The sequence below is a fragment of the Planococcus sp. VCh962 genome (assembly GCF_057748275.1).
In genome coordinates, this window is sequence record NZ_JBYLHS010000008.1 from 69,207 (window position 1) to 90,630 (window position 21,424).

The window sequence follows — 21,424 nt, forward strand, 5'->3', positions numbered from 1 at the left end:
TACACCTTGACGCAACGTCAAGGTCAAGCCGGAAATTCAAGTTAATTGCTGCTCCGCAAATTCGCTGTAAAGTTCATGGGAACGGCTTAATTCAAGGTGCGTTCCTATGCCGGTAACTCGCCCTTTTTCAATAAAGATAATTTTATCAGCATCGACAATCGTCGATAAACGATGTGCAATGACCAGCGTAGTACGTCCTTCCATTAAACGGCTCAAAGCCTGCTGGACTATTCCTTCTGACTGGCTGTCGAGGCTTGCTGTTGCTTCATCCATCATGAGAATTTTGGGATTGCGCAGAAATGCCCGGGCAATGGCAATCCGCTGCCTTTGGCCACCGGATAATTTCACTCCGCGTTCCCCGACTTCCGTGTCCAGACCGCCCGAAAAGCCTTTGATAAATTCTTCCGCGTAAGCCATCCGGGCGACATACCACAATTCTTCATCCGAAATAGTATCTGCATCCGGCAAGCCGTAAGTCAAGTTTGCCCGGACTGTGCCACCCATCATGGCACTTTCCTGGGATACATAGCCAATTTGGCTGCGCCAGGAAGTCATTGACAGCTCATTGATTGGAATGCCGCCAATTGTGATGGCTCCTGCTATCGGTTCATAAAACCGTTCAATCAAGCCAAATACGGTTGTTTTTCCGCCTCCGCTCGGTCCTGCAAAAGCAATCATTTCACCCGGCTGTGCTTCAAAGGTAATTCCACGGAGAATCAACTCTCCTTTTTCATAAGCAAAATCCACGTTTTCAAGACGCAAAGGCTTGTTGGCGATATCGATTTCCAGACCTTCTTGGCCTTCTTCAAGCGGCAGCTCCAGAATTTCGATAATACGTTCTGTTGCGCCTTTTGCTTTTTGGAGTTCCGTAAAAAACAATGCAAAAGTAGTCATCGGCATCACAATTTGAAACAGATACAAAAGGAAAGCCACCAGCGAGCCTGTCGACATGGTTCCTTCAGCTACACGGATGCCACCATATCCGATAATCATGACAATGACAGCCATTACGACTGTATACATTAGCGGGGCGATCAACGCATAGATTTTCGCTTCCCTTAAACCGATCTGGAATAGCTTGTGGATGCCGCCCAGTCCCCGGTCTTCTTCAATCGCTTCAGCGGTTGAAGATTTCATTAAGCGGATTTCGCTTAATGTTTGCTGGACATGTCCAGTGAATACTGCTGTCTCATCCTGCAGATTGCGGGAAATCTTGGCCATCCTGCGGCCCAGCGGAATCATAATCGCGATGGTGACAGGCACGGATAAAAGCATAATCAATGTCATTTTCCAATCCATCACCAATAAGATAATGACAGCTCCGATAATGGAAATGATGCCGGTGATGAATTGGGGGAAATGGTCTGTGATCAAGTTTCGGACAATCCCTGTGTCGTTAACGACCCGGCTAACCGTTTTTCCGCTTGCCTGCTGGTCAAAATAAGAAACCCGCAAGCGGATTAAATGAATCCACATCCGGCTCCGCAGTCCAGCCACTGTTTTTTGCCCCACCATGCTCAATAAATAAATCGATATCCCATTAATGACTGCCTGTAAGATAAACGCAGCGGCCAGACCGCCGATAAGCCACGGACTGATCCAATCCACTGAAAAGCCATCCACTAACTCTCTTGTCAAAAGCGGTACCGCTAATCCGACTAAAGTCGTGATGACGCTTGATGCCAAACCAATCGCCAGTGCCCACTTTGGTATCTTCAACGACAGGATAAGAGAAACAAATGCTTTTAACCCTGTGGTTGCATGCTGTTTTTCCATAATTGAAAGCTCCATTCAATAAAAATTAAAATCCTGCTTTCTTTAACGTTCAACTGAATTTCGCGTAAATGCATGTATCGGTCAAATTCTTGCCATCCACTGACAACTCGTCGTTGTGGAGGACGCCTTCCAGCACAAATCCAAGATTTTCAGGGATTGCCCGGCTTTTGACATTTTCTGCATCGCACCTGATTTCCAAGCGCTTGCAGCCAAAATCATCCAGAGCCAATTCAGACAGGGCAGACACCGCTTCCGCCATATAGCCAAAACCAGTCCATCTCGTATCAATCCAATAACCGATTTCCATTTTCGGAATGTCCCATTCAATCGCATGAAAACCACTGAAACCAATAAATTCCCCAGTTTCTTTGTTGAAGATGACATACCGCAGTACGTCCCGTTTCAAGAAATTGATGTGAGCTTCCAGTATATTGATTTCGGTCTCTTCTACAGAAGGCACTTCCTGCGCAAATGGCAGCCATGGCTTCAGCTCTTTGATGGAAGTACGGATGGCCGCATTCACCATTTTACCGTCCCCTGGCATCGGCATGCGGAGGAGCAGCCGCTCTGTTTTAATTTCAGCCGGTATTTCCGGTATTGTTTTGTCCATATCGATTCACCCTTTTCAATAGATTAAGCAGCAGTTATTTTCCGGTCCTTCGGCAATCCTAAGCCGACCAGTCCGATAATAGGCAAAAATGAGACCACGATCATGGTTTCGTAAACACCAATATAATCCATCAAAATACCGATAACCACACCGCCAATGGCCCCCATGCCAAATGCCAGTCCAACAGTGAGGCCGGACATCGTGCCGATTTTACTCGGTACCAGCTCCTGTGCATAGACAACAGTGACCGAAAAGCTCAACATAATGAAAAACCCGATCAATACTAAAAGTACGATGACAGCAAACAAAGGAACATAAGGCAAAGCGATGGCCAGTGGAATTGGTACAAAAAGCGACAAGACAATGACGTTTTTCCGTCCGACTTTATCCGCCATTGGCCCACCAAAAAATGTTCCCGCTGCCCCTACTGCCAAAAACAAGAAAATATAAAGCTGTCCGGTTTGGATGGTCAGCCCATAGGACTCCATCAAATGAAAAATATAAAAGCTCGTCATATTGGTTACATAGAAAGACCGGGCAAAAATGATAATCAACAATAAAGTCAGTGCTATTCCTACTTGTTTTTTCGTCAATTCCGGCAGTGAAGATAAAATGGCTCGTTTGCCTTTTTGCAATTTCTCTTTGGCCAACTGGCTCTTATACCACGCCGAAATTTTCGAAAGGATGAATATGCCGATAGCCGCGACGAATAAAAATAGCGCGGCACCGTGCTGCCCAAGCGGCACTAATATGAATGCACTGATCAACGGAGCCAGTGCTTGGCCGGAGTTTCCACCAACCTGATAGATTGACTGCGACAATCCGCGTCTTGTTCCTGCAGCCATATACGAAACGCGTGAACCTTCCGGATGGAAAATGGCGGATCCAAGCCCAAGGAACATGACCGACACCAGAATCATCCAGTATTCAGGGGCAAATGCGAGCCCTGCCATTCCTACAAATGAGCTGGTCATGCCAAGCGGCAACGCAAAAGGCATCGGCTTGCGGTCACTGATATAACCCACGACCGGCTGCAAGACAGATGCCACAATGTTCAGAGCAAAAGCGATAAGCCCCAGCTGGGTAAAGGAGAGTCCAAGGTCGGTTTCAAGAATCGGGAACATGGCCGGTATGACTGCCTGCAAAGAGTCATTCAACATGTGGCAGGCGCCCATAGCGAACATAATTGGATAAACGGGATTTCCAGCCAAAGGGGTACTGATTGCTTTCGTCATCAAACTGCCTCCAATAAAATAATAAATTCAGATATTTCCATTATAGAGCACTTTCTCATTATTCGATATTCATTAACGCTAAAAAACACCTGCGGAACAAATTCCGCAGGTGTCTCAGTTGTTTTCTATTATAAAGGGAGATAATTGCCCGCTGCTTAAACCAATTCCACAAACAATACTTTTAAATAATCGCCTTCTTGAAACTCTTTGCGTACACGGAAGTCGGAAGGAAGCGTAAATTCTTCCACAATGCGGTATTTCTTTCCTTCTTCTTGGAACGCCTTGTCGATAAATCCTTTAAATTTCTTCATTCCGAATGACGCATTATTGGTTGAAGCAACAATAGTTCCTTGCTTCTCAGTGATGGCAATTGCTTCTTTCATCAAACTTGTATAGTCTTTCGCTGTACTGAATGTATATTTTTTCGAACGCGCAAAACTTGGCGGATCTAGAACTACTAAATCGAATTTCAACTCTTTGCGCTTGGCATACTTGAAGTAATTAAAGACATCCATCACCAGGATGTCCTGATTTTCATAATCAATGCCATTGACGCTGAATTGTTCGATGGTCTTTGCCGAGCTGCGCTTCGCCAAATCCACGCTTGTTGTTTTTTCGGCACCGCCTAAAGCCGCCGCAACGGAAAAAGCGCCTGTGTAAGAAAAAGTATTCAATACAGTTTTTCCTTTGGCATACTTTTCTTTAATGGCATTCCGCACATCGCGCTGGTCCAAGAAAATTCCCGTCATTGCACCGTCATTCAAGTAAACTGCAAAGTTCACTCCATTTTCTTTGACAATCAAAGGGAATTCGCCGCGTTCACCTGCAACAAAATCATCTTCTTCGATGTATTGGCCTTTCGTATCAAAACGTTTCTTCTGATAAATCCCTTTGCAATCTGCTACGTTCTGCAATGCTGCTACCACTTCATCTTTGAAAGTATAAACACCTTCACTGTACCAGCTCAGCATATAAAAGCCATCATAGTAATCAATCGTCAAACCGCCAAAGCCATCGCCTTCTCCGTTGAACACCCGAAACGCAGTGGTTTTCGGATCATCAAAAAATCTTTGGCGTTCTGCAAGAGCGGCTGTAAGGGTCCGCTCAATAAAACCTTGTCCGATTGCTTCGTCCTTATTGCGTGTCAGCACCCAGCCGTAACCTTTGTTCTGCTTGCCATAATAACCTTTTGCCAAGAATTTTCCTTGCTTATCAGTCAGGTTCACAATGGTGCCTTCTGTAATTAGCTTATCTGTATTTTCAAGTGCCTCTTTCGAAATCAACGGCATTCCCCGTTGAAACTCCGCTTTGGCTTTGTCTGTCACCGTCAGTGAAATTTCTTGTCTCATTATTATTCATCCTATCTGCGATTGCCCGAGTCTTGTCCTAAGTGTAATACAAAGACGTCTTCATTTATACCTGTTGCCATTAGGAAGTTTTATCAAAAACACCATTTAGGCTGGCATTGGGAGATGCTTTGCGACAACACGTATTTAATTTTTATCCATTCCTAATAAACTTCCATTCTAAAGTTTTTTTCTCTATTATTCCTTTTCAAGAAACGTTAAAAAAGTACAATGTTAGCGATATATTGTATTGAGAATATTTCATTTTTCCACAAATTGGTGTATAATTATACTATCCAGTACACCATAGAAAGGGTGAATCTGCAATGCCGATTCCAGTAGACCATGCGAAACCGGTTCGGGTTACCGCAAAAGAAAGTGCATATGAACAATTACAACAATGGATTATTGATGGCACGTTGCAACCTGATGAGAAATTAGTCGATACCGAACTTGCACAGGCACTCAACTTAAGCAGAACCCCTGTTAGGGAAGCTCTGCAGCTATTAGAAGCTCAAGGTTTTGTAGAAATGTTTCCCGGCAAGGCAACGCGTGTGACCAAAGTGGAAAAAGAAGACCTGAAGACCCTCTTGCCTCCGCTCGCTGCACTTCAAGCATTAGCTGCTGAACTGGCGATTCCAAATTTAGATGAAAAAGCCATTGAATTGTTGGAAGATACAAATCGGCGTTTTGCAGAAGCTGTTGAAGCAAATGATCATTATTCCTCTTTGAAAATTGACGAGGAATTCCATCGGCATATCGTAACCGCTGCTGAGAACCCTTATGTGTATAAACTTTTGGATCGTCTCCAAGCACATGTAAGAAGGCAATTTTACCACAATTCGCTTATTCTGACCCGTCATTCTGTTGAAGAGCACATTCACATTATCAAGGCTCTTAAAGAAAAAGACATTGAAAAAGTCTCAAAACTTATGAAATCCAACTGGATTCGGACTGTCGAAGAATTATCTCTGTAAACCGTCCCTTCCTTATAGATAATTGAAAAAGCTGTCTCGAAAGCATTTTGCTTTCGAGACAGCTTTTTATAATAGAAGCCAGCTCAATTTTTTGAACCAACCTGTACTAATATTTTCAGCCTTCGTTTTGAGCCGTTTGAACATTGACGCCTTTTCTGTTGCGGGCAATCAATCCTGTAACTGCGATAACAATTACTGCCGGCAACAACCAGCCAAGACCGTCTGCATATAAAGGTAGCGATGCGGAATAAAAGTCAACGATTGCCTGCAGCCAGCTTGGATTTGCTACACCCAGTGAACCGGTTAATGTCTTTAAGCCATCGATAATAGCGATAAAGAATGTCACAGTGATAGCCGAAACATAAACAAGGCGATCATGTTTGAATAGTGGTGATGTGAAAGCTAATATGATCAAGACAATTGCAAGAGGATATAGGAACATCAATACTGGAATTGAGTAAGTAATGATATTTGCCAGTCCTGCATTGGCTACGACAAACGAGAATACTGAGAAAATAACAACATACGTTTTGTAGCTGATTTTAGGCGTCAGCTTATGGAAGAATTCCGCATTGGCTACGATCAACCCAATAGCAGTTGTTAAACATGCCAGCGTGATGATAACTGCCAGCAGCAATGTGCCGAACGTCCCGAAGTAATGAGCGGATGCTCCGCTTAGTACTGGGCCGCCTGTATCTAATAGGCCAAGCGTACTTGTGCTTGTCGCTCCCAAGTAAGCAATTCCCGTATAAACAACTGCCAATAATGCAGCTGCAACGATGCCGCTTTTCAATGTAGCCGCTAAAATTCCTTTGGATGAAGTGACTCCAAGCTTACGGACGGTTGCAATGACAATAATTCCGAACACTAATGACGCCAAAGCATCCATTGTGTTATAGCCTTCTGTGAAGCCTTTCAAAAATGCATTGCCTGCATATGCTTCTTGTGGTGCTTCCGGTGAACCCATTGGATTGAAAATAGCAACAATTAACAATGCCCCTAATGTCACTAAAATAGCTGGAGACAAAAACTTCCCAATACTATCCACCATTTTTGATGGGTTCAGAGAAAGCCAAAGCGAAATTCCGAAAAACACAGCAGAAAAAATAAGAAGACCGATGGTCATATATTCTTGGCCAATAAAAGGTGCAATCCCGACTTCATAAGAAACTGCTCCAGTTCTTGGCAATGCGAAGAACGGCCCGATTGTCAAATACAGCAATGAAGTGAAGACTAACCCAAAAATCGGATGAACACGGCTGGAAAGATCTTGTAGGTCACTGCTTTTCGAGTAACCGATTGCCAAAATACCAAGCAATGGCAACCCGACACCTGTGATTAAAAATCCGGCGATGGCAATCCATACTTCCGAACCGGCGTACTGGCCGAGCTGAGCTGGGAAAATCAGGTTCCCTGCTCCAAAAAATAATGCGAATAGCATCATGCCAACTACGGCATATGCGTTGAACGATAACTTAGTGTCCATTTGTTTTCCTCCTAGGTGTATGAAACTCTGGCAGTTGTATATCCTGTTTCATCAAAAATGATCTTACTATAATACTTCGTGTCCCTAATCTAAGTATGCAATATATCGCTTAAAGTAATAATACAGGATTTAAGCTAAAATGCAACACAAATTAAATATAATTTTCAAAAAATCTGTCTATTATGTGAATTAAGGAAATATAAGTAATTTTCTTAGAATAATTTCTCCTAAAAAATGAGAGTACAGAAGGGCTCAAGAAGAAAAAAAGCCATAAAAAAGGCATTGCCCCCTTGGCAATGCCTTTTTTCTTATTTCAATAATTGTGAAGGGTATAAAGTCATGCCGCCATCTACAAATAAAGTCGTCCCGGTTACATAATCTGCTTCTGAAGATACAATCCAGGCAGCTGCGGCTGCAATTTGCTCAGGCTGGCCAATCTTTTTCATTGGTATTTTATCCAGTGTCTTTTTCTTTTCTTCCGGATCTGCCTCTTCAGCCGGATTGGCGGGGGTGTTAATGGTGCCGGGAGCTATCGCATTGACCCGGATGCCTTGCTCCGCATACTCGAGTGCCAGCGTTTCCGTCAGCATCTTAAGGCCGGCTTTGGTCACAGCATAATGCGCATTGTCCACTTTCGGAATCACCTGGTGGACACTGGTGATGTTAAGGATGCAGCCAGGTCTGTCCTTCGCCAGCATCTGTTTGATCGCTTCACGGCTGGCAATAAACGCTCCTGTTAAATTAACATCCAATACACGCTGCCAATTTTCCAGACTTAATTCTTCTGATGGTTCGCTCTTGCTGAACCCGGCATTATTCACCAACACATCAATCGAACCGTATTGATCAAGTGCTGCGGCAATCAGCTTCTGAATCCCTTCTTCACTTGCAACATCGGCCTCTACGGATACAGCATTTCCGCCATTTGCTACAATTGCCGCCACCGTCTCTTCAGCACCGCTTTGGTCTGTATGGTAATCCACCACGACGTTCATTTTTTCTTTCCCAAAACGTTCAGCGATTCCTTTGCCGATTCCTTTTGAAGCTCCCGTTACAATGGCTGTTTTCCCTGCTAAATCCGGATACATCCAATCACTCCTCGTCCTTTTGAATTTAATATCTAAGGGCAGCGACCGATTTACTGATAGAGATTTCTTTCATATCGTAGCCTTTACTGTTTAAATAATGCTCCATGCCTCTTTTGGCAATATCAATGTTGTTTTTCGGACCAATGGTTATGTGGCTGATTGGCAGCCGTTCTTCAAAATCTACAGCGATGTATGGGATAATCACCCCGTTTTGCGCCCGAAACCGTGCTTGCGGCTGCATTTCACCACTGGTATTCATATAGGCAATCCGGTACTCTTCTTCGCTTTTAAAAGCAGGGTCTTTAAAAAAAATAGCACATGTCGCAATTACCGAAAAGAAGTGGGCCGGCAACGCTTCTTTTACTTCTTCCGCTTCGTATTGGGCGACAAGCTTAAAGGTTTCTATCAAGAAGTTCATCAGAACAAGCTCTTGTTCCTGGCGGTCATATACCACAAGGCCATGGACCACGTTTGCTTCATCAGGAAAGGCACTTGTTTTTTTCAATAGTTCTTCCGCATAAAAACCGAGATTGTAGCCTTCCCCTTTCGCATAGTTATACCAAAGTGCCAGCGAGTCTTGTGTATGCGACATGGAAAAGATGTAGACTTCAAAACCGCTTTCTTCGATTTTCTTCAAAAATCGGTTCATCGAAAGTTTCAATTCCCGGATGAATAGCCGCCATAGGTCTGTCTCATTTTGAATTTTCATCTTGCTGATAACGCCTTTTAAGACATTTGAAAAGTAAATCAGTTCACTGGAATCATTCAAGAAGTTGCCTTTACTCATCCATAGATTATTTGTCTCGATCATTCCCATCAAACTCTGGAGACTGGTGTAATGATAGAGCGTCTGGCCGGATTCATGGGTTTTCCTGACTTGTTTATCGACTTCATTCCGGAACTGCCATTCCAATGCATCTGCCAACTTTATATGTTCTGCCATAACGGCAGCTCCTTTCTTTGAAATGATACAGCTGATTGGTCCTTTTATTCCCGATTACCCGGCATTCAAACGGCTTAAGAAGAGCCATTTCCAGCTGTGTATACTTCTTCAAAGGGCTGGACGATTACAAAGCCTTCTCCTTTAAATTCCATCTGGACCGATTCCCCGCTGCCACGGCCAAGGAAGGTTCTGATGCTGATATCTGTCCGGAATTCCGGTGTTAAATCGCCCGACCAGGCAACAGTGGCACCCGGGTCTGTAATCACCGGCTCGCCTGGTTTTACCAGCAGCGTCAACGGTTCATAATGGGATGTGATGGCCACTCTCCCTTTTCCTTTCAAGGTGACGTTGAACAATCCCCCCGCCATCATCCCGGCGACTTTTCTCATCATCTTGATTTCCCATTGGATACCCGGTTCAAAAGCGAGAAGATCATTGCCGTTGACTGTGATAGACTCGTTATTCAATTCAAAAATGGTGATTTTTTTGCCTTGATCTGCCAAATATAAGCGGCCTTGCCCGGTAGCTTTCATCAGCGAAGTGCCTTCTCCCGTCAATGCTTTTTTGAACATCACTCCGACGCCATGCTCAAGCATGCGTTCCCGCTCAAATTTAATCTGCCCCGTGTACGATATCATCGAGCCAACTTTTGCCCATACCATATCCGTTAAGTTCACTTCCAGAATACGCGGTGTTTCGAGTTCGAAATAATCGTTCTCTCTTTCATCTTGTTTCGTCTGCCGAATAAATTCTTCAATTGTGTAATTGCTCATCGTCCATTTCCCCCTTCTGTGTTGGTGTATTTACGTTATCGATTGCCAAAAGTTTCAATCCATTAAAAGCATCAGGTTTTGTATAGCCTGCCAGCCAAATGACAAGCCAAACCCAATCAAAGCCAATCCTGCTATGACGGAAAACCCCTTCATAAAACGCTGTCCTGCAAAACTTTTGCCGATATGCGCAGCAACGGCAATTACCAAATCCCATGCTGCGATGCCGATAAAGATGGCGCTGCTGTACAACAGCACTTCCCCACCGCTTGCTTTCTGGAGCGCGCTGCTTAAAACCGCTCCATAGATGCCAATCCAGAAAATGATATTCAACGGATTGGAAATCGCAATTGCGAACCCTGATAGATAAGCTCCAGCCAACGGTTCTGATTTCTCTGCTGTTAAAACGTCTATGCCTGTTATCCGAAATGCATCTTTAACGCTTTCACTTCCTAAATACACCAGCACGACAAAACCCAAAAGCCAAAGCACAGTCTGGGCTGCAAAGCTGGCCAAAAAACTGGAAACGCCGTAGTAAATGAGCAGCATTAACACAATATCAGCGGACATGCCGCCTAAGCCCACCATCCAGGCGTGCATAAACCCGCCTTGAATCCCTCTTTTAATCATTTCAATAGTGATCGCTCCTACTGGAACTGATAAAGAGAAACCTAAGATGATAAAACCAAGGAATCCATTGGCCACAGCATCCTCCCTCCCTGGCGGTATTGATATGATGTTCTCCCTTTACCCGCTTCTGTAAATTTAAAAAGAAGAATTTGATTTTTAACTGTTTGTTTCTATATATGCACACTGCTCGCATTTAAAGAAAAATGCTGTAAAATAGCTTATTATGTCAAAGATTACCGCTTCACTTTTTTATTTAAAGAAAGGCGCGATTACATATGAAATTCCTGCTGGTTTTTATTCAACTTGTTGTTTTATATGGCTTTTATCTGTTCGGCGAATGGTTGCGCGAATTCTTTAATTTGCCGCTCCCAGGCAGCATCATTGGATTCTTATTGCTGTTCGCGGCCCTTTTGCTGAAAATTTATCCATTGAAATGGATCGATTCGGGTGCGCATTTCTTGTTGGCTTTCTTATCACTGTATTTTATTCCAGCAACTGTCGGGGTCATCGATTATGCGGGTGTTTTTATGGGAAAAGGCATCTGGCTCATCATCATTGCGGTGTTTAGCACATTTTTGACGATGGCGGTTTCCTCTTTATTAAGCCAATGGTCCAGCCGTTTATCCAGCCAAAGAGAGGAGCGTTGACAATGGAAATTTTTCTTCTGCCTCTGCTGTTTGCAGGACTTACAATAGTGGCTTATCTTTTTTTGAACGGCCAATACAATAAATACCGGTGGACGCTGTTAAATCCCGTGCTGACCACTACCATAGCCTTAATCATTATTTTACTGGTGTTCGATATTTCTTATGAAAGTTATATGCTCGGAGGAAAGTGGATCGGCGAGTTGCTTGGCCCTGCTGTAGTGGCTTTGGCTGTTCCCCTCTATAAGCAGCGAGATTTGCTGCGTCAAAATTTGCTTCCTATCGCCATCGGTGTCACTGCGGGAGCGATTGTCGGTTTAACCAGTGGCGCTTTGTTGACGAAGCTGTTCCGATTTTCCAATGAAATGGTTCTGACGATGCTGCCGAAGTCGATTACGACACCAGTCGCCATGCAAATGGCGGAAGCGCTTGGAGGCATTCCTTCACTGGCGGCGGTTTATGTCATGACTGCGGGCTTTACAGGAATTATTGCCGGGCCTTGGCTGTTAAAAATTTTGCGCATCGATTCATCGATCGGGCTTGGCATCGGCCTTGGGTCTTCTGCTCATGGCCTGGGTACAGCAAAAGCTTTTGAATACGGCCCGGAAGAAGCTTCTATGAGCTCTGTTGCGATGACTTTAAGTGCAGTCGTCGGTTCATTTCTCGGACCGGCCATCGTCTGGCTGTTCTTTTAACAAAGAACAGCCAGTTGGTTTGGCCAAAATTTTTTCAACATTTGGTTGCTGCCTCTTAAAACAAAAATCCTGCATAAAAATGAACAAAGCCATTTCCATACAGGATTTATCTTTTTTAGTAATTCAACTGCCAGGAGACACCGAAGCGGTCAACCAGCCAGCCGAACTTTCTGCTGAAAGGGTACTGGTCAAGCGGCATCAAGACACCGCCGCCTTCCGAAAGTTGGGCGAAAACACGGTCAATTTCTTCTTCGCTGTCACACGTGACATACAAAGAAATCGCCGGTGTAAAAGTAAATTCATGATTGACGATGCTATCGATGCACATCAAGGTCTGCCCGTTCAATGTAAAAGTGGCATGCATGACGGTACCATCTTCATTATGGACAATATTGTCGATACGGGAGTCTTCAAACAGCGAAGTATAAAATTCCATCGCTTGTTCTGCCTGCCCTGAAAACATTAAAAATGTGGTGATTTTCGGAATCACTTTTTCCACTATGCATACGCTCCTTTTTTCAATTGCTAATATCTCTCCGATTAAAGCCGATAAAACCGATTATTAATAAAAGCACAGCTATGGCCAGCAAAATTGCCAATGCCGCAAAATTCAGCTGCTCAATCGGAAGCTGCGGAACATGGCCAAATGGCGTTGTTTTTTCTACCCAATCCGGGAACTGGAACAAACCGCCCAAATAAACAACGACAAATGAGAAAACCAAATACAGCCATACTAGACTGGATAATCTTGGTGCCCAGCCAATCAATCCAGCTGTTGCGCCAAGCAGAATCCAGACAGCTGGCAGGTAAGCCATCGCAGCCTTATAGACCATTCCCAGCGAAAGCCCTTCTTCCATCATTGCCTTGCCCACTAAGCCAAGCCCCAACCCAGCGAAAGACAACATGAGGAAACTAGTAACAAAGGAAATCATTACATAACTACCCATTAAGCGGTTTCTGGAAACCGCACGGCTCAACAAATGTTCCAAACGGCTGTTCTTCTCTTCGTTTTTCAGCTTTAAAATAGCCAATAAGGTCGGGATGGTTGCGACAATCGCCATAACTGACATCAGCATAGGAATAAATTGCTCCGTCAATGAAAAACCCGGCGTCTCCGTCAGAAAATCCTGCATGATTTCAACATCTGCAAAAAAAGATTCCAAATCGCCAAGCACTGAACCATAGGAAGCACCAAGCAGAAATATCCCTGATGTCCAGGCGATAAAACCCGTACGCTGTAGACGGACAGCCAATCCGAACGGACTTTGCAAAATCTGCGAAGCATGCGCTTTACCGGTTCTTGCCGGCAAAAATCCCGAGCCTAAATCTCGGATGGAATTCAAATACAGGGCAAGGAGTGCCAGCAAAAAAGATACGGCTACTGCCAGCCAGATTGGCCACCATATATTTTGGACATATACCTCTGACCGCAAAATCCAGCCAAGCGGAGAAGCCCAGGACAAGGCTTCGTTTCCAATATCCCCAACGGCCCTCACAGCATAAGCAAGGAGGAGCACGGCGATCGATTGGCCAATTGCCGTTCGCGAGTTTTGTGAAAGTTGGGCAAAGACGGCCGTGATTGCCGCAAAAAACAAGCCGGTTGCACCCAAAGCTGCTCCGTAAAGCAACGAGCCTTCCAAACCCATGCTGTCAATTCCTAAAAAGAAAAGTCCAAGACCGGTACTTACAGCAAGTAATACATTGACCGCAAACATGACAACCAGTACTGATTGTAGATTCGATAAACGCCCCACCGGCAATGATCGGATCAACTCGATCCGGCCGTCTTCCTCATCGCTGCGCGTATGGCGGGCTACTAGCAAAATACTCATCAGCCCGACGACCACAGCGGTCATCAAAAGCATTTGATGGGCCATCATGGCGCCTACGGTATAGTTATCCAAGCCAAATCCCGGACCGACCATTGCAGTCATGGCTGGGTTCTTCATCGTTTCTGCAATAGCTTGCCGCTCCGCTGCATTCTGATATAAATCTGTAAAAGCGATGGCTGTCAGCATCGACGCAACGGCGAAAGAAAACAGCCATACCGGAATGCGGATACGGTCCCGGCGCCAGATGAATTGCATCAATGCACTCGTTTCATCAAACAAGCTTTTGTCCATGGTAGGCCGCCTCCTGTTTGTGCGTTGTACTTTCTCCTTCGTAATGGCGCATGAATAATTCTTCTAGAGTCGGAGGAGAACTTTCCAGCCGAACAATGCCGAATCCACTGATATAGCGGATCACCTGATCCAACTCTTCCGCGTCCACTTGAAAAGAAAGAATCCCCTGCTTTTCCTGCAGTCCTCGTACGCCCCTTAATTCATGCAGCAAAGGCATCGGCCGTTTTGTCTCCACTCTCAAAACGGCTCCTGTCAGATGGCGCAACTCTTGTAAAGTGCCTGTTTCAATGATTTTCCCTTGCCGGATGATAGCGACTTTATCACATAGTTTTTCAACTTCGGATAAGATATGGCTGGAAAGCAAAATACTTTTGCCTTGCGCTTTAGCTTCTGCCACCCATTCCTGAAAAACACGTTCCATCAAAGGATCGAGCCCTGAAGTCGGTTCATCGAGGACATAAAGATCGGCATCCATGGACAAAGCCGCCACCAGCGCCACTTTTTGCCGATTGCCTTTCGAATACGTCCGGCACTTTTTAGTCGGGTCTAAATCAAATTTCCGGATCAATTCTTCCCGCTGCGTTTTGCCATTGCCACTTCGCAATTTCACAAACAAGTCAATGACCTCTCCGCCAGTCAAATTAGGCCATAAATTAACATCCCCCGGAACATAAGCCACGCGCTTATGAATAGCCACTGCGTCTTCCCACACGTCTTGCCCAAAAATCTCGGCTTTTCCGGAAGTCGCTTTCAAGAGGCCGAGAAGTATGCGGATGGTGGTCGACTTGCCTGCGCCGTTCGGGCCGATAAAACCGTACACTTCTCCTTTGCCGACTTCAATGTCCACACCATCCAATGCTGTGAATTCTCCGAATTTTTTAGTCAAAGCGGTGGTTTTCAAAATGCTCATGCCAAATCCTCCTTTTCCATATAAAAGCTTTTCTTTAGAATATCGAGGTAGCCATAGAACTCTTCCCAATAAGGCCCAAAATCAATAGAAGCTATTTTTTGGCCTTCCAGCCGCTGCAATAATTCATTTTGATATCCTTCAATGGACCAGCGGATTAATTTGAATGCTTTGTCCGCATTCAAATCTTTTCTGATCAATGACTGATCGACACCTTCATAAATCAATGCAGCACCCAAAGCATTCAATTCCAAGTATTTTTTCTGTAAACGTTCCGGCAATTCCTCATCTTTCGCGAGCACAAAAGTTCCTAAGAAATCAAAGACTTGCTTATTTTCCAACTGTGCTTTCATTTTGACTTGTGCCGCTTGTTTAAGGCGTTCAATAAAATCCGTTTCCCTTACATCCACTTGCTTATAATAACTGTTCACAATGATGTCCATACTGTATTCGATTAAGTAGTCATATAGCTCTCGTTTGCTTTTAAAATAATAAAACAGCATCCCTTTGCCGATTCTCGCTTTTTTCACAATGCGATTTGTGGAAGCTTGCCGATAGCCATTTTCCGCAAATTCCTGAAGCGCAGCATTCAGTATCGTCTGTTTTTTGTTTTCCTCCAGGTTTTTGAATTTCTCCATTTTCTCCAGCCTCTCCACTCTTTTAGACCACATTGGTCGACTACAGAATACTCCTTTGGATCCTACTGGTCAATACAGTTTTTGCAATTGTCTATTTTTAATTTTTCAGAATTAAACCTTTGCCCCGTGACCAGGATAATGCTATGTTCTAAGTGAAATACATTATAGGAGGAATAATAATTGAAAAACTTGTTTAGCAAAAAAAGCGGCTCATTAATCGCTGGAATATTGGCATTGCTCTTACTAGCCGGCTGTGGAAACAATGCAGAAAACACAGCGGAAGAAGAGCCTTCGGAATGGGATAGAATCCAGGAAGAAGGTGTCTTGACCGTTGCCACTTCCGGTACCCTGTTCCCGACTTCTTACCGCGCGGAAGGCACCGATGAATTGACTGGCTTTGAAGTCGAGGTCGTACGTGAACTTGCTGAGCGCCTGGAGCTTGAAGTTGAATTTACAGAGCTAGGCTTTGATGAGATGCTGACGTCCGTCCAAACAGGCCAAGTGGATTTGGCGGCTAATGATATCGAAGTGACGGAAGACCGGAAAGATAAATTTACGTTTTCTACACCGTTCAAGTATTCCTACGGCACCGCCATTGTCCGGAAAGATGATTTATCCGGAATCAAAACAATGGAAGATTTGAAAGGCAAAAAAGCAGCTGGCGCTTCCACATCCGTTTATATGGAAACAGCGCGTGAATATGGGGCCGAAGAAGTGGTTTATGACAATGCCACCAACGAAGTGTATCTGCGTGACGTAGCCATCGGACGCACAGATGTTATTTTGAATGATTATTACCTGCAGACTTTGGCTCTTGCCGCTTTCCCTGAACTGAACATCACGATTCATCCGGATTTGAAATACAGCCCTTCTGAAGTAGGCGTTGTGATGAACAAAGACAATACCGAACTTGCCGAAAACGTGAACCGCGCGATCGAAGAAATGCTGGAAGACGGCACCATTGCCAAAATTTCCGGTGAATTCTTTGCTGGCGCTGATGTGACTCAGAAAGTCGATATTGAAGAATAAGAAAAAGAAGCTGCCCGTGTGTGGGCAGCTTCTTTGTTGTCTTTAAGGATTATCTGCATTAAAAATAGAGGGCAAACTTTTAAGCTCTCTCCATAAAGCACCTCTATATTTGCTAATCCGCTTTTCTCACATACAAAAATTCCCCATCCGCATTCTTTGAAATAAACTTTGCTTTGTAGATCTTGTTGTCTGTTGTTTCGAGAACACCAAATCCTGTTGCGGGACCGGACTTTGCGACTGATATTTCAACAGTGGTGGTTTGTCCGTCTTCTGTTTGGATGTCCACGCTTTTTATCTCTTCATCAAATGTCCGGATGATTAGAATTATCTGATTGTCTTCGCGGTAGGTCGAACTGGAAAACGTCAGATGGATTGGTTCGTCCGATTCTACGGCTTCATGTGTAAATGCTTTTTTAACGTTCCAGTTAAACCAGTTTTTCTCTAGAAATACCTCCTGTTCAACTCCCTCGTTCGTGCTGACAAAAGCCACCGCTTTTTGCCGGTCGTCAAAAATTTCAACATATTCCCATTCTGAGACTTGCACCTGGCTTCCTACAGCCGCTTCCACTTTTTCTGAATCATTTCCAGATAACAAACCGATGATTCCTGCACTTAGTAAAAACAATGATATCAGCAAAACTAACTTGGTTTTCATTTTGCCTCATCCCCTTTTATATTCCTCTATTCACTAAGTATTCGTCCTTTTCCATTATGATTCCTTTTTTTGTCTAAATTCCTTTTTATGAAAATTATGCAGCAAATAATTTTTTGTTAATAATGCTCCCGCCTGCAAGGAAAGCTTTCACCTTCTCAGGTTAAGCCTTATACTGAAATTAGTATTTAGAATAATCAGAAGATGAGGTGCCGACATGAACTTTTCTTTTTCACCACTTGGGGACCAAGCGATTGTCATTGAAGTCGGGCAGGAAATCAATGAAAAAGTACAGGAACGTGTACGCGCCATTACAGCGCAACTGGAAGCCAATCCGCCTCCTTGGATGATAGAAATCATTCCGGCTTTCACCACCGTCACGGTTTTTTATCGTTCTCTGGCCGCTTTATATGGAACGGTACAGCATGAACTTGAAGAACTTGTTCAACACACTTCCGAAGCCACCTCGGATGAGACTCGCACCATCGAGATTCCGGTCTGTTATGGAGGCGATTTTGGACCAGATCTTGACTTTGTGGCACAGCATAATGGTCTGCGTCCGGAAGAAGTGATCAAAATTCATACCGGCGGAACTTATACAGTCTATATGATCGGCTTTGCCCCAGGCTTTCCATTCATCGGGGGAATGTCTGAAAAAATCGCAGCCCCTCGCCGCGAATCCCCGCGGCTCCGCATCCCAGAACGCACAGTAGGCATCGCTGGCATGCAAACAGGCGTTTATCCAATTGAAACGCCTGGCGGATGGCAGCTGATTGGCCGCACGCCTATCCGACTGTTCCGTCCTGAACAGGAAATTCCAAGCTTGCTGCGGGCCGGAGATAAAATAGTCTTCAAGGAAATATCAGAAAGCGAGTATCATTCATTGAAGGAGGAACAGCATGCTGAAGATCATTAAAAGCGGCCTTCAAACTACCGTCCAGGATCTCGGCCGCTTCAGTTTCCAGAAATACGGCGTCATCGTAAGCGGCGCGATGGACCCTTTCGCACATCGGACAGCCAATTTGCTGGTGGGCAATGAAGAAAACGCTGCAACCCTTGAAATCGCGATGGTGGGTCCTGCTATACAATTTGAAGAAGATGCATTTATCGCGCTTTGTGGAGGAGACCTGTCACCGAAAATCAATGGCACTGATATCAAAATGTGGAGGACAGTTGCTGTTAAAAAAGGAAGTGTTCTCAAATTCGGAGCGCCCCATACCGGATGCCGAGTGTATTTGGCTGTAGCGGGCGGCATTGATGTGCCGGATGTCATGAACAGTAAATCCACTTATCTGCGGGCTGGAATCGGCGGCTTCCATGGACGGGCATTAAAAGCAGGCGATATTATCCCGACGCATCCTGTTTCTTCTGGCCACGCCACTTCCTTACTCCGTATCACTGACAATGAACTGGAATGGAAAATTGCCGCTCCCCGTTATTTTAACGAGCCTGTCGTCCGCATGATGAAAGGACGCCAGTATGAGTTGTTTAACAGCGACAGTAAAGAAAAGATTTTCAGCGAAGCTTTTTCAGTTTCTTCCCATTCCGACCGAATGGGCTATCGCCTTGAAGGGGTCGCATTGTCACTGGAAGAACCGAAAGAATTGATTTCAGAGGCGGTGTCATTCGGCTCGATTCAAGTACCGGCAGATGGCAATCCGATTGTTCTCTTGGCAGACCGCCAAACAACCGGCGGTTATCCAAAAATCGGGCAAGTCGCGTCCGTCGATTTGCCGCTGATCAGCCAATTGAAGCCTGGAGACCAAATGCGTTTTAAAGAAATTACTGTGGAAGAAGCGCAAAAACGGTATATCGAACAAGAACGCCAAATCCGCCAATTAAAAATTGGTATCTATTTAAAAAAGGAGGAATGGAAATGACCTTTAAAGTGGATTTGAATTGTGACATGGGCGAGAGTTTCGGGGCTTATAAGCTTGGAAATGACGAGCAAATATTGAATTTCGTGACTTCGGCCAACATTGCCTGCGGTTTTCACGCCGGAGATCCTGCTACCATGCGGAAAACGGTAGCGATGGCGCTTGAGAAAAATGTTGGAATCGGTGCCCATCCAGGACTTCAGGATCTGGTCGGTTTCGGTCGCCGGAATATCTCCATTTCCCCTCAGGAAGCTTATGACCTGACAGTGTATCAAATTGGTGCCTTATCCGGCTTTGTGCAAGCCGAAGGCGGCCGCTTGCAGCATGTAAAAGCGCATGGTGCTCTATACAATATGGCCGCTAAAGACGCTGCATTGTCAGAAGCGATTGCGGAAGCGGTGTATAAAGTAAATCCGGAACTGATTTTATTCGGCTTGTCCGGCAGTGAATTGATGAAAGCGGGTGAAAAAATTGGCCTGCGCACCGCCAATGAAGTATTCTCTGACCGTACGTACCAACAGGACGGCACCTTGACGCCGCGCACCCAGCCCAATGCTTTGATTACTGACCCGGGGACTGCAATTGGCCAAGTTATCCGCATGGTCCAGGAAAAGAAAGTCCATACTGTACAAAACCAGGATATCGGCATCAAAGCAGAAACTATCTGCATACATGGCGACGGAGTTACGGCACTTGAATTTGCTGCCGCTATCTCTAAATCATTAAAGGAGGCGGGAATTGATATCACAAAAGTGGAAGAGTTTATGTAGGACATAAATTCAAAGGGAGGGAGAGTTATGAAGAACACGAACCGCAGTATTTTGATTGGTGCAGCTTTCCTGATGGCGACTTCCGCTATCGGTCCAGGTTTCCTGACACAGACCACCGTTTTTACGGAACAATTACTGGCTTCGTTCGGATTTGTTATCCTTATTTCCATCATTATTGATATCGGTGCCCAAACAAATATCTGGCGCATCATTGCGGTATCCGGAAAACGGGCTCAGGACATTGCCAACGATGTCCTTCCTGGCCTTGGTTACTTCCTAGCCCTTCTGGTGGTTATGGGCGGTCTTGCTTTTAATATTGGCAACGTTGCCGGAGCTGGCCTTGGAATCAATGTATTGTTAGGCATTGACCCTAAAATCGGCGCTTTGGCAAGTGGCCTTATAGCAGTCGGCATCTTCGTAGTGAAAGAAGCAGGACGGGCGATGGACCGATTTGCCCAAATCCTTGGTTTCGTTATGATCGGTTTAACCTTTTACGTTATGTTTACCGCCCAGCCGCCACTTGGGGAGGCAGTAGTTAAAACTTTCGCTCCGGATACCATCAGCATCTTCGCAATTGTGACGCTTGTCGGCGGTACCGTCGGTGGATACATCACATTTGCCGGCGGGCATCGTCTTATTGATGCTGGACTTACCGGCAGAGCGGCTGTTCCACAAGTTACCCGCAGTTCAATCTATGCCATCGGGATTGCTTCCATTATGCGTATCATTCTTTTCCTGGCAGTCCTTGGAGTCGTTTCACAAGGGCTTTCATTGGATCCGGCCAATCCGCCGGCTTCTGTCTTCCAATTGGCTGCTGGAAATATCGGCTATAAGATTTTCGGTGTCGTTATGTGGGCTGCCGCCATCACTTCAGTGGTCGGGGCTGCTTATACGTCCGTTTCTTTTATCCGGACGTTCAGTCCATTTCTCGACAAGTACAACCGCTGGCTGGTCATCGCTTTTATTATTATTTCTACTACCGTTTTTGTCATTGTCGGACAGCCCGTGCTGATTCTTGTTCTTGTCGGTTCATTGAACGGCTTGATTTTACCGATTGCCCTTGGAGTTATGCTGGTTGCCGCGCATAAAGCGAAAATCGTCGGCGACTACAAACACCCGCTATGGATGACTATTTTCGGCATCGTCATTGTCGTTACAATGGCCTGGATGGGCATTTATACATTATCGAATGGTATCCCTCAGCTTTTTGAATGATAGGGACTGAATA

22 protein-coding genes are annotated in these 21,424 nt (G+C 45.0%); 8 read left to right on the forward strand and 14 right to left on the reverse strand.

Annotation, left to right across the window (positions count from 1 at the left end):
- Nucleotides 1-36: 36 nt before the first annotated feature.
- The 4 genes from AC3AQ9_RS17470 to AC3AQ9_RS17485 form a co-directional block, all read right to left on the reverse strand.
- Complete coding sequence (locus AC3AQ9_RS17470) at nucleotides 37-1,776, reverse strand: ABC transporter ATP-binding protein (protein ID WP_488308761.1); 1,740 nt, start codon at nucleotides 1,774-1,776, stop codon at nucleotides 37-39.
- Between the two features lie 49 nt (nucleotides 1,777-1,825).
- Nucleotides 1,826-2,386, reverse strand: a complete 561-nt coding sequence (locus AC3AQ9_RS17475; protein ID WP_488308762.1) for a GNAT family N-acetyltransferase — start codon at nucleotides 2,384-2,386, stop codon at nucleotides 1,826-1,828.
- Nucleotides 2,387-2,409: 23 nt separating this feature from the next.
- Nucleotides 2,410-3,621, reverse strand: a complete 1,212-nt coding sequence (locus AC3AQ9_RS17480; protein WP_488308763.1) for an MFS transporter — start codon at nucleotides 3,619-3,621, stop codon at nucleotides 2,410-2,412.
- 155 nt (nucleotides 3,622-3,776) lie between these two features.
- Nucleotides 3,777-4,970 carry a class I SAM-dependent rRNA methyltransferase gene (locus AC3AQ9_RS17485; protein ID WP_488308764.1) on the reverse strand — a complete coding sequence of 398 codons (1,194 nt, stop codon included), beginning with the start codon at nucleotides 4,968-4,970 and terminating at the stop codon, nucleotides 3,777-3,779.
- A gap of 323 nt (nucleotides 4,971-5,293) precedes the next feature.
- On the opposite strand from AC3AQ9_RS17485, the gene AC3AQ9_RS17490 reads away from it, so the two are divergent.
- Nucleotides 5,294-5,944 (forward strand): GntR family transcriptional regulator, encoded by a 651-nt coding sequence (locus AC3AQ9_RS17490; RefSeq protein ID WP_488308765.1) that lies wholly within the window; start codon nucleotides 5,294-5,296, stop codon nucleotides 5,942-5,944.
- 115 nt (nucleotides 5,945-6,059) lie between these two features.
- Here the strand turns inward: AC3AQ9_RS17490 and brnQ are convergent, their stop codons facing one another.
- The 5 genes from brnQ to AC3AQ9_RS17515 form a co-directional block, all read right to left on the reverse strand.
- Nucleotides 6,060-7,430: a branched-chain amino acid transport system II carrier protein gene (brnQ, locus tag AC3AQ9_RS17495; RefSeq protein WP_488308766.1), complete on the reverse strand. Its 1,371-nt coding sequence runs from the start codon at nucleotides 7,428-7,430 to the stop codon at nucleotides 6,060-6,062.
- Nucleotides 7,431-7,738: 308 nt separating this feature from the next.
- The gene (locus tag AC3AQ9_RS17500) at nucleotides 7,739-8,518 is read right to left on the reverse strand and encodes a glucose 1-dehydrogenase (RefSeq protein WP_488308767.1); all 780 of its coding nucleotides are present in this window, start codon (nucleotides 8,516-8,518) and stop codon (nucleotides 7,739-7,741) included.
- A gap of 25 nt (nucleotides 8,519-8,543) precedes the next feature.
- Nucleotides 8,544-9,461, reverse strand: a complete 918-nt coding sequence (locus AC3AQ9_RS17505; RefSeq protein WP_488308768.1) for a DUF2971 domain-containing protein — start codon at nucleotides 9,459-9,461, stop codon at nucleotides 8,544-8,546.
- Between the two features lie 74 nt (nucleotides 9,462-9,535).
- The gene (locus tag AC3AQ9_RS17510) at nucleotides 9,536-10,234 is read right to left on the reverse strand and encodes an AIM24 family protein (RefSeq protein WP_488308769.1); all 699 of its coding nucleotides are present in this window, start codon (nucleotides 10,232-10,234) and stop codon (nucleotides 9,536-9,538) included.
- A 54-nt stretch (nucleotides 10,235-10,288) separates the two neighbouring features.
- Entirely contained in the window at nucleotides 10,289-10,936 is a 648-nt protein-coding gene (locus AC3AQ9_RS17515) for a LysE family translocator (protein ID WP_488308770.1), read from the reverse strand.
- Nucleotides 10,937-11,136: 200 nt separating this feature from the next.
- Here AC3AQ9_RS17515 and AC3AQ9_RS17520 point away from each other — a divergent pair, with 200 nt between their 5' ends.
- Together AC3AQ9_RS17520 and AC3AQ9_RS17525 are read left to right on the forward strand one after the other, a co-directional pair.
- Nucleotides 11,137-11,508 (forward strand): CidA/LrgA family protein, encoded by a 372-nt coding sequence (locus AC3AQ9_RS17520; RefSeq protein WP_488308771.1) that lies wholly within the window; start codon nucleotides 11,137-11,139, stop codon nucleotides 11,506-11,508.
- 2 nt (nucleotides 11,509-11,510) lie between these two features.
- Nucleotides 11,511-12,200, forward strand: a complete 690-nt coding sequence (locus tag AC3AQ9_RS17525) for an LrgB family protein (RefSeq protein WP_488308772.1) — start codon at nucleotides 11,511-11,513, stop codon at nucleotides 12,198-12,200.
- Between the two features lie 115 nt (nucleotides 12,201-12,315).
- Here AC3AQ9_RS17525 and AC3AQ9_RS17530 read toward each other — a convergent pair whose 3' ends face one another.
- The 4 genes from AC3AQ9_RS17530 to AC3AQ9_RS17545 are packed head-to-tail and all read right to left on the reverse strand — an operon-like array spanning nucleotide 12,316 to nucleotide 15,868.
- The gene (locus tag AC3AQ9_RS17530) at nucleotides 12,316-12,699 is read right to left on the reverse strand and encodes a VOC family protein (RefSeq protein WP_488308773.1); all 384 of its coding nucleotides are present in this window, start codon (nucleotides 12,697-12,699) and stop codon (nucleotides 12,316-12,318) included.
- Between the two features lie 19 nt (nucleotides 12,700-12,718).
- Nucleotides 12,719-14,323: an ABC transporter permease gene (locus tag AC3AQ9_RS17535; protein ID WP_488308774.1), complete on the reverse strand. Its 1,605-nt coding sequence runs from the start codon at nucleotides 14,321-14,323 to the stop codon at nucleotides 12,719-12,721.
- Nucleotides 14,304-15,233, reverse strand: a complete 930-nt coding sequence (locus tag AC3AQ9_RS17540; RefSeq protein ID WP_488308775.1) for an ABC transporter ATP-binding protein — start codon at nucleotides 15,231-15,233, stop codon at nucleotides 14,304-14,306. Before AC3AQ9_RS17540 ends, AC3AQ9_RS17535 begins: the two co-directional genes overlap by 20 nt.
- A complete protein-coding gene (locus AC3AQ9_RS17545; protein WP_488308776.1) occupies nucleotides 15,230-15,868 on the reverse strand; it encodes a TetR/AcrR family transcriptional regulator in 639 nt (212 codons plus the stop codon). Before AC3AQ9_RS17545 ends, AC3AQ9_RS17540 begins: the two co-directional genes overlap by 4 nt.
- 180 nt (nucleotides 15,869-16,048) lie before the next feature.
- Between AC3AQ9_RS17545 and AC3AQ9_RS17550 the strand changes: the two genes are divergently transcribed.
- Entirely contained in the window at nucleotides 16,049-16,897 is an 849-nt protein-coding gene (locus AC3AQ9_RS17550; RefSeq protein WP_488308777.1) for a transporter substrate-binding domain-containing protein, read from the forward strand.
- A gap of 112 nt (nucleotides 16,898-17,009) precedes the next feature.
- Here the strand turns inward: AC3AQ9_RS17550 and AC3AQ9_RS17555 are convergent, their stop codons facing one another.
- Complete coding sequence (locus tag AC3AQ9_RS17555; protein WP_488308778.1) at nucleotides 17,010-17,552, reverse strand: hypothetical protein; 543 nt, start codon at nucleotides 17,550-17,552, stop codon at nucleotides 17,010-17,012.
- Between the two features lie 214 nt (nucleotides 17,553-17,766).
- Here AC3AQ9_RS17555 and pxpB point away from each other — a divergent pair, with 214 nt between their 5' ends.
- Genes pxpB through AC3AQ9_RS17575 form a run of 4 tightly spaced genes read left to right on the forward strand, consistent with a single transcriptional unit; the run spans nucleotide 17,767 to nucleotide 21,411 of the window.
- Nucleotides 17,767-18,465, forward strand: coding sequence for a 5-oxoprolinase subunit PxpB (gene pxpB, locus AC3AQ9_RS17560; protein ID WP_488308779.1), 699 nt, complete (start codon nucleotides 17,767-17,769; stop codon nucleotides 18,463-18,465).
- Nucleotides 18,449-19,429, forward strand: coding sequence for a 5-oxoprolinase subunit C family protein (locus tag AC3AQ9_RS17565; RefSeq protein ID WP_488308780.1), 981 nt, complete (start codon nucleotides 18,449-18,451; stop codon nucleotides 19,427-19,429). The genes pxpB and AC3AQ9_RS17565 overlap by 17 nt, the downstream gene beginning before the upstream one ends.
- Entirely contained in the window at nucleotides 19,426-20,196 is a 771-nt protein-coding gene (locus tag AC3AQ9_RS17570; protein ID WP_488308781.1) for a LamB/YcsF family protein, read from the forward strand. Before AC3AQ9_RS17565 ends, AC3AQ9_RS17570 begins: the two co-directional genes overlap by 4 nt.
- 27 nt (nucleotides 20,197-20,223) lie before the next feature.
- Nucleotides 20,224-21,411 carry an NRAMP family divalent metal transporter gene (locus AC3AQ9_RS17575; RefSeq protein WP_488308782.1) on the forward strand — a complete coding sequence of 396 codons (1,188 nt, stop codon included), beginning with the start codon at nucleotides 20,224-20,226 and terminating at the stop codon, nucleotides 21,409-21,411.
- The last annotated feature ends 13 nt before the right edge of the window (nucleotides 21,412-21,424 follow it).

What these genes read in the sequence shown, in the direction of transcription:
- AC3AQ9_RS17505 (WP_488308768.1), bottom strand. Translation starts at nt 9,461, where the DNA reads ATGGCAGAACATATAAAGTTGGCAGATGCATTGGAATGGCAGTTCCGG.
- AC3AQ9_RS17545 (WP_488308776.1), bottom strand. Translation starts at nt 15,868, where the DNA reads ATGGAGAAATTCAAAAACCTGGAGGAAAACAAAAAACAGACGATACTG.
- AC3AQ9_RS17575 (WP_488308782.1), top strand. Translation starts at nt 20,224, where the DNA reads ATGAAGAACACGAACCGCAGTATTTTGATTGGTGCAGCTTTCCTGATG.
- AC3AQ9_RS17490 (WP_488308765.1), top strand. Translation starts at nt 5,294, where the DNA reads ATGCCGATTCCAGTAGACCATGCGAAACCGGTTCGGGTTACCGCAAAA.
- AC3AQ9_RS17510 (WP_488308769.1), bottom strand. Translation starts at nt 10,234, where the DNA reads ATGAGCAATTACACAATTGAAGAATTTATTCGGCAGACGAAACAAGAT.
- AC3AQ9_RS17470 (WP_488308761.1), bottom strand. Translation starts at nt 1,776, where the DNA reads ATGGAAAAACAGCATGCAACCACAGGGTTAAAAGCATTTGTTTCTCTT.
- AC3AQ9_RS17485 (WP_488308764.1), bottom strand. Translation starts at nt 4,970, where the DNA reads ATGAGACAAGAAATTTCACTGACGGTGACAGACAAAGCCAAAGCGGAG.
- pxpB (WP_488308779.1), top strand. Translation starts at nt 17,767, where the DNA reads ATGAACTTTTCTTTTTCACCACTTGGGGACCAAGCGATTGTCATTGAA.
- AC3AQ9_RS17480 (WP_488308763.1), bottom strand. Translation starts at nt 3,621, where the DNA reads ATGACGAAAGCAATCAGTACCCCTTTGGCTGGAAATCCCGTTTATCCA.
- AC3AQ9_RS17520 (WP_488308771.1), top strand. Translation starts at nt 11,137, where the DNA reads ATGAAATTCCTGCTGGTTTTTATTCAACTTGTTGTTTTATATGGCTTT.
- AC3AQ9_RS17475 (WP_488308762.1), bottom strand. Translation starts at nt 2,386, where the DNA reads ATGGACAAAACAATACCGGAAATACCGGCTGAAATTAAAACAGAGCGG.
- AC3AQ9_RS17525 (WP_488308772.1), top strand. Translation starts at nt 11,511, where the DNA reads ATGGAAATTTTTCTTCTGCCTCTGCTGTTTGCAGGACTTACAATAGTG.
- AC3AQ9_RS17500 (WP_488308767.1), bottom strand. Translation starts at nt 8,518, where the DNA reads ATGTATCCGGATTTAGCAGGGAAAACAGCCATTGTAACGGGAGCTTCA.
- AC3AQ9_RS17535 (WP_488308774.1), bottom strand. Translation starts at nt 14,323, where the DNA reads ATGGACAAAAGCTTGTTTGATGAAACGAGTGCATTGATGCAATTCATC.
- brnQ (WP_488308766.1), bottom strand. Translation starts at nt 7,430, where the DNA reads ATGGACACTAAGTTATCGTTCAACGCATATGCCGTAGTTGGCATGATG.
- AC3AQ9_RS17555 (WP_488308778.1), bottom strand. Translation starts at nt 17,552, where the DNA reads ATGAAAACCAAGTTAGTTTTGCTGATATCATTGTTTTTACTAAGTGCA.
- AC3AQ9_RS17540 (WP_488308775.1), bottom strand. Translation starts at nt 15,233, where the DNA reads ATGAGCATTTTGAAAACCACCGCTTTGACTAAAAAATTCGGAGAATTC.
- AC3AQ9_RS17570 (WP_488308781.1), top strand. Translation starts at nt 19,426, where the DNA reads ATGACCTTTAAAGTGGATTTGAATTGTGACATGGGCGAGAGTTTCGGG.
- AC3AQ9_RS17565 (WP_488308780.1), top strand. Translation starts at nt 18,449, where the DNA reads ATGCTGAAGATCATTAAAAGCGGCCTTCAAACTACCGTCCAGGATCTC.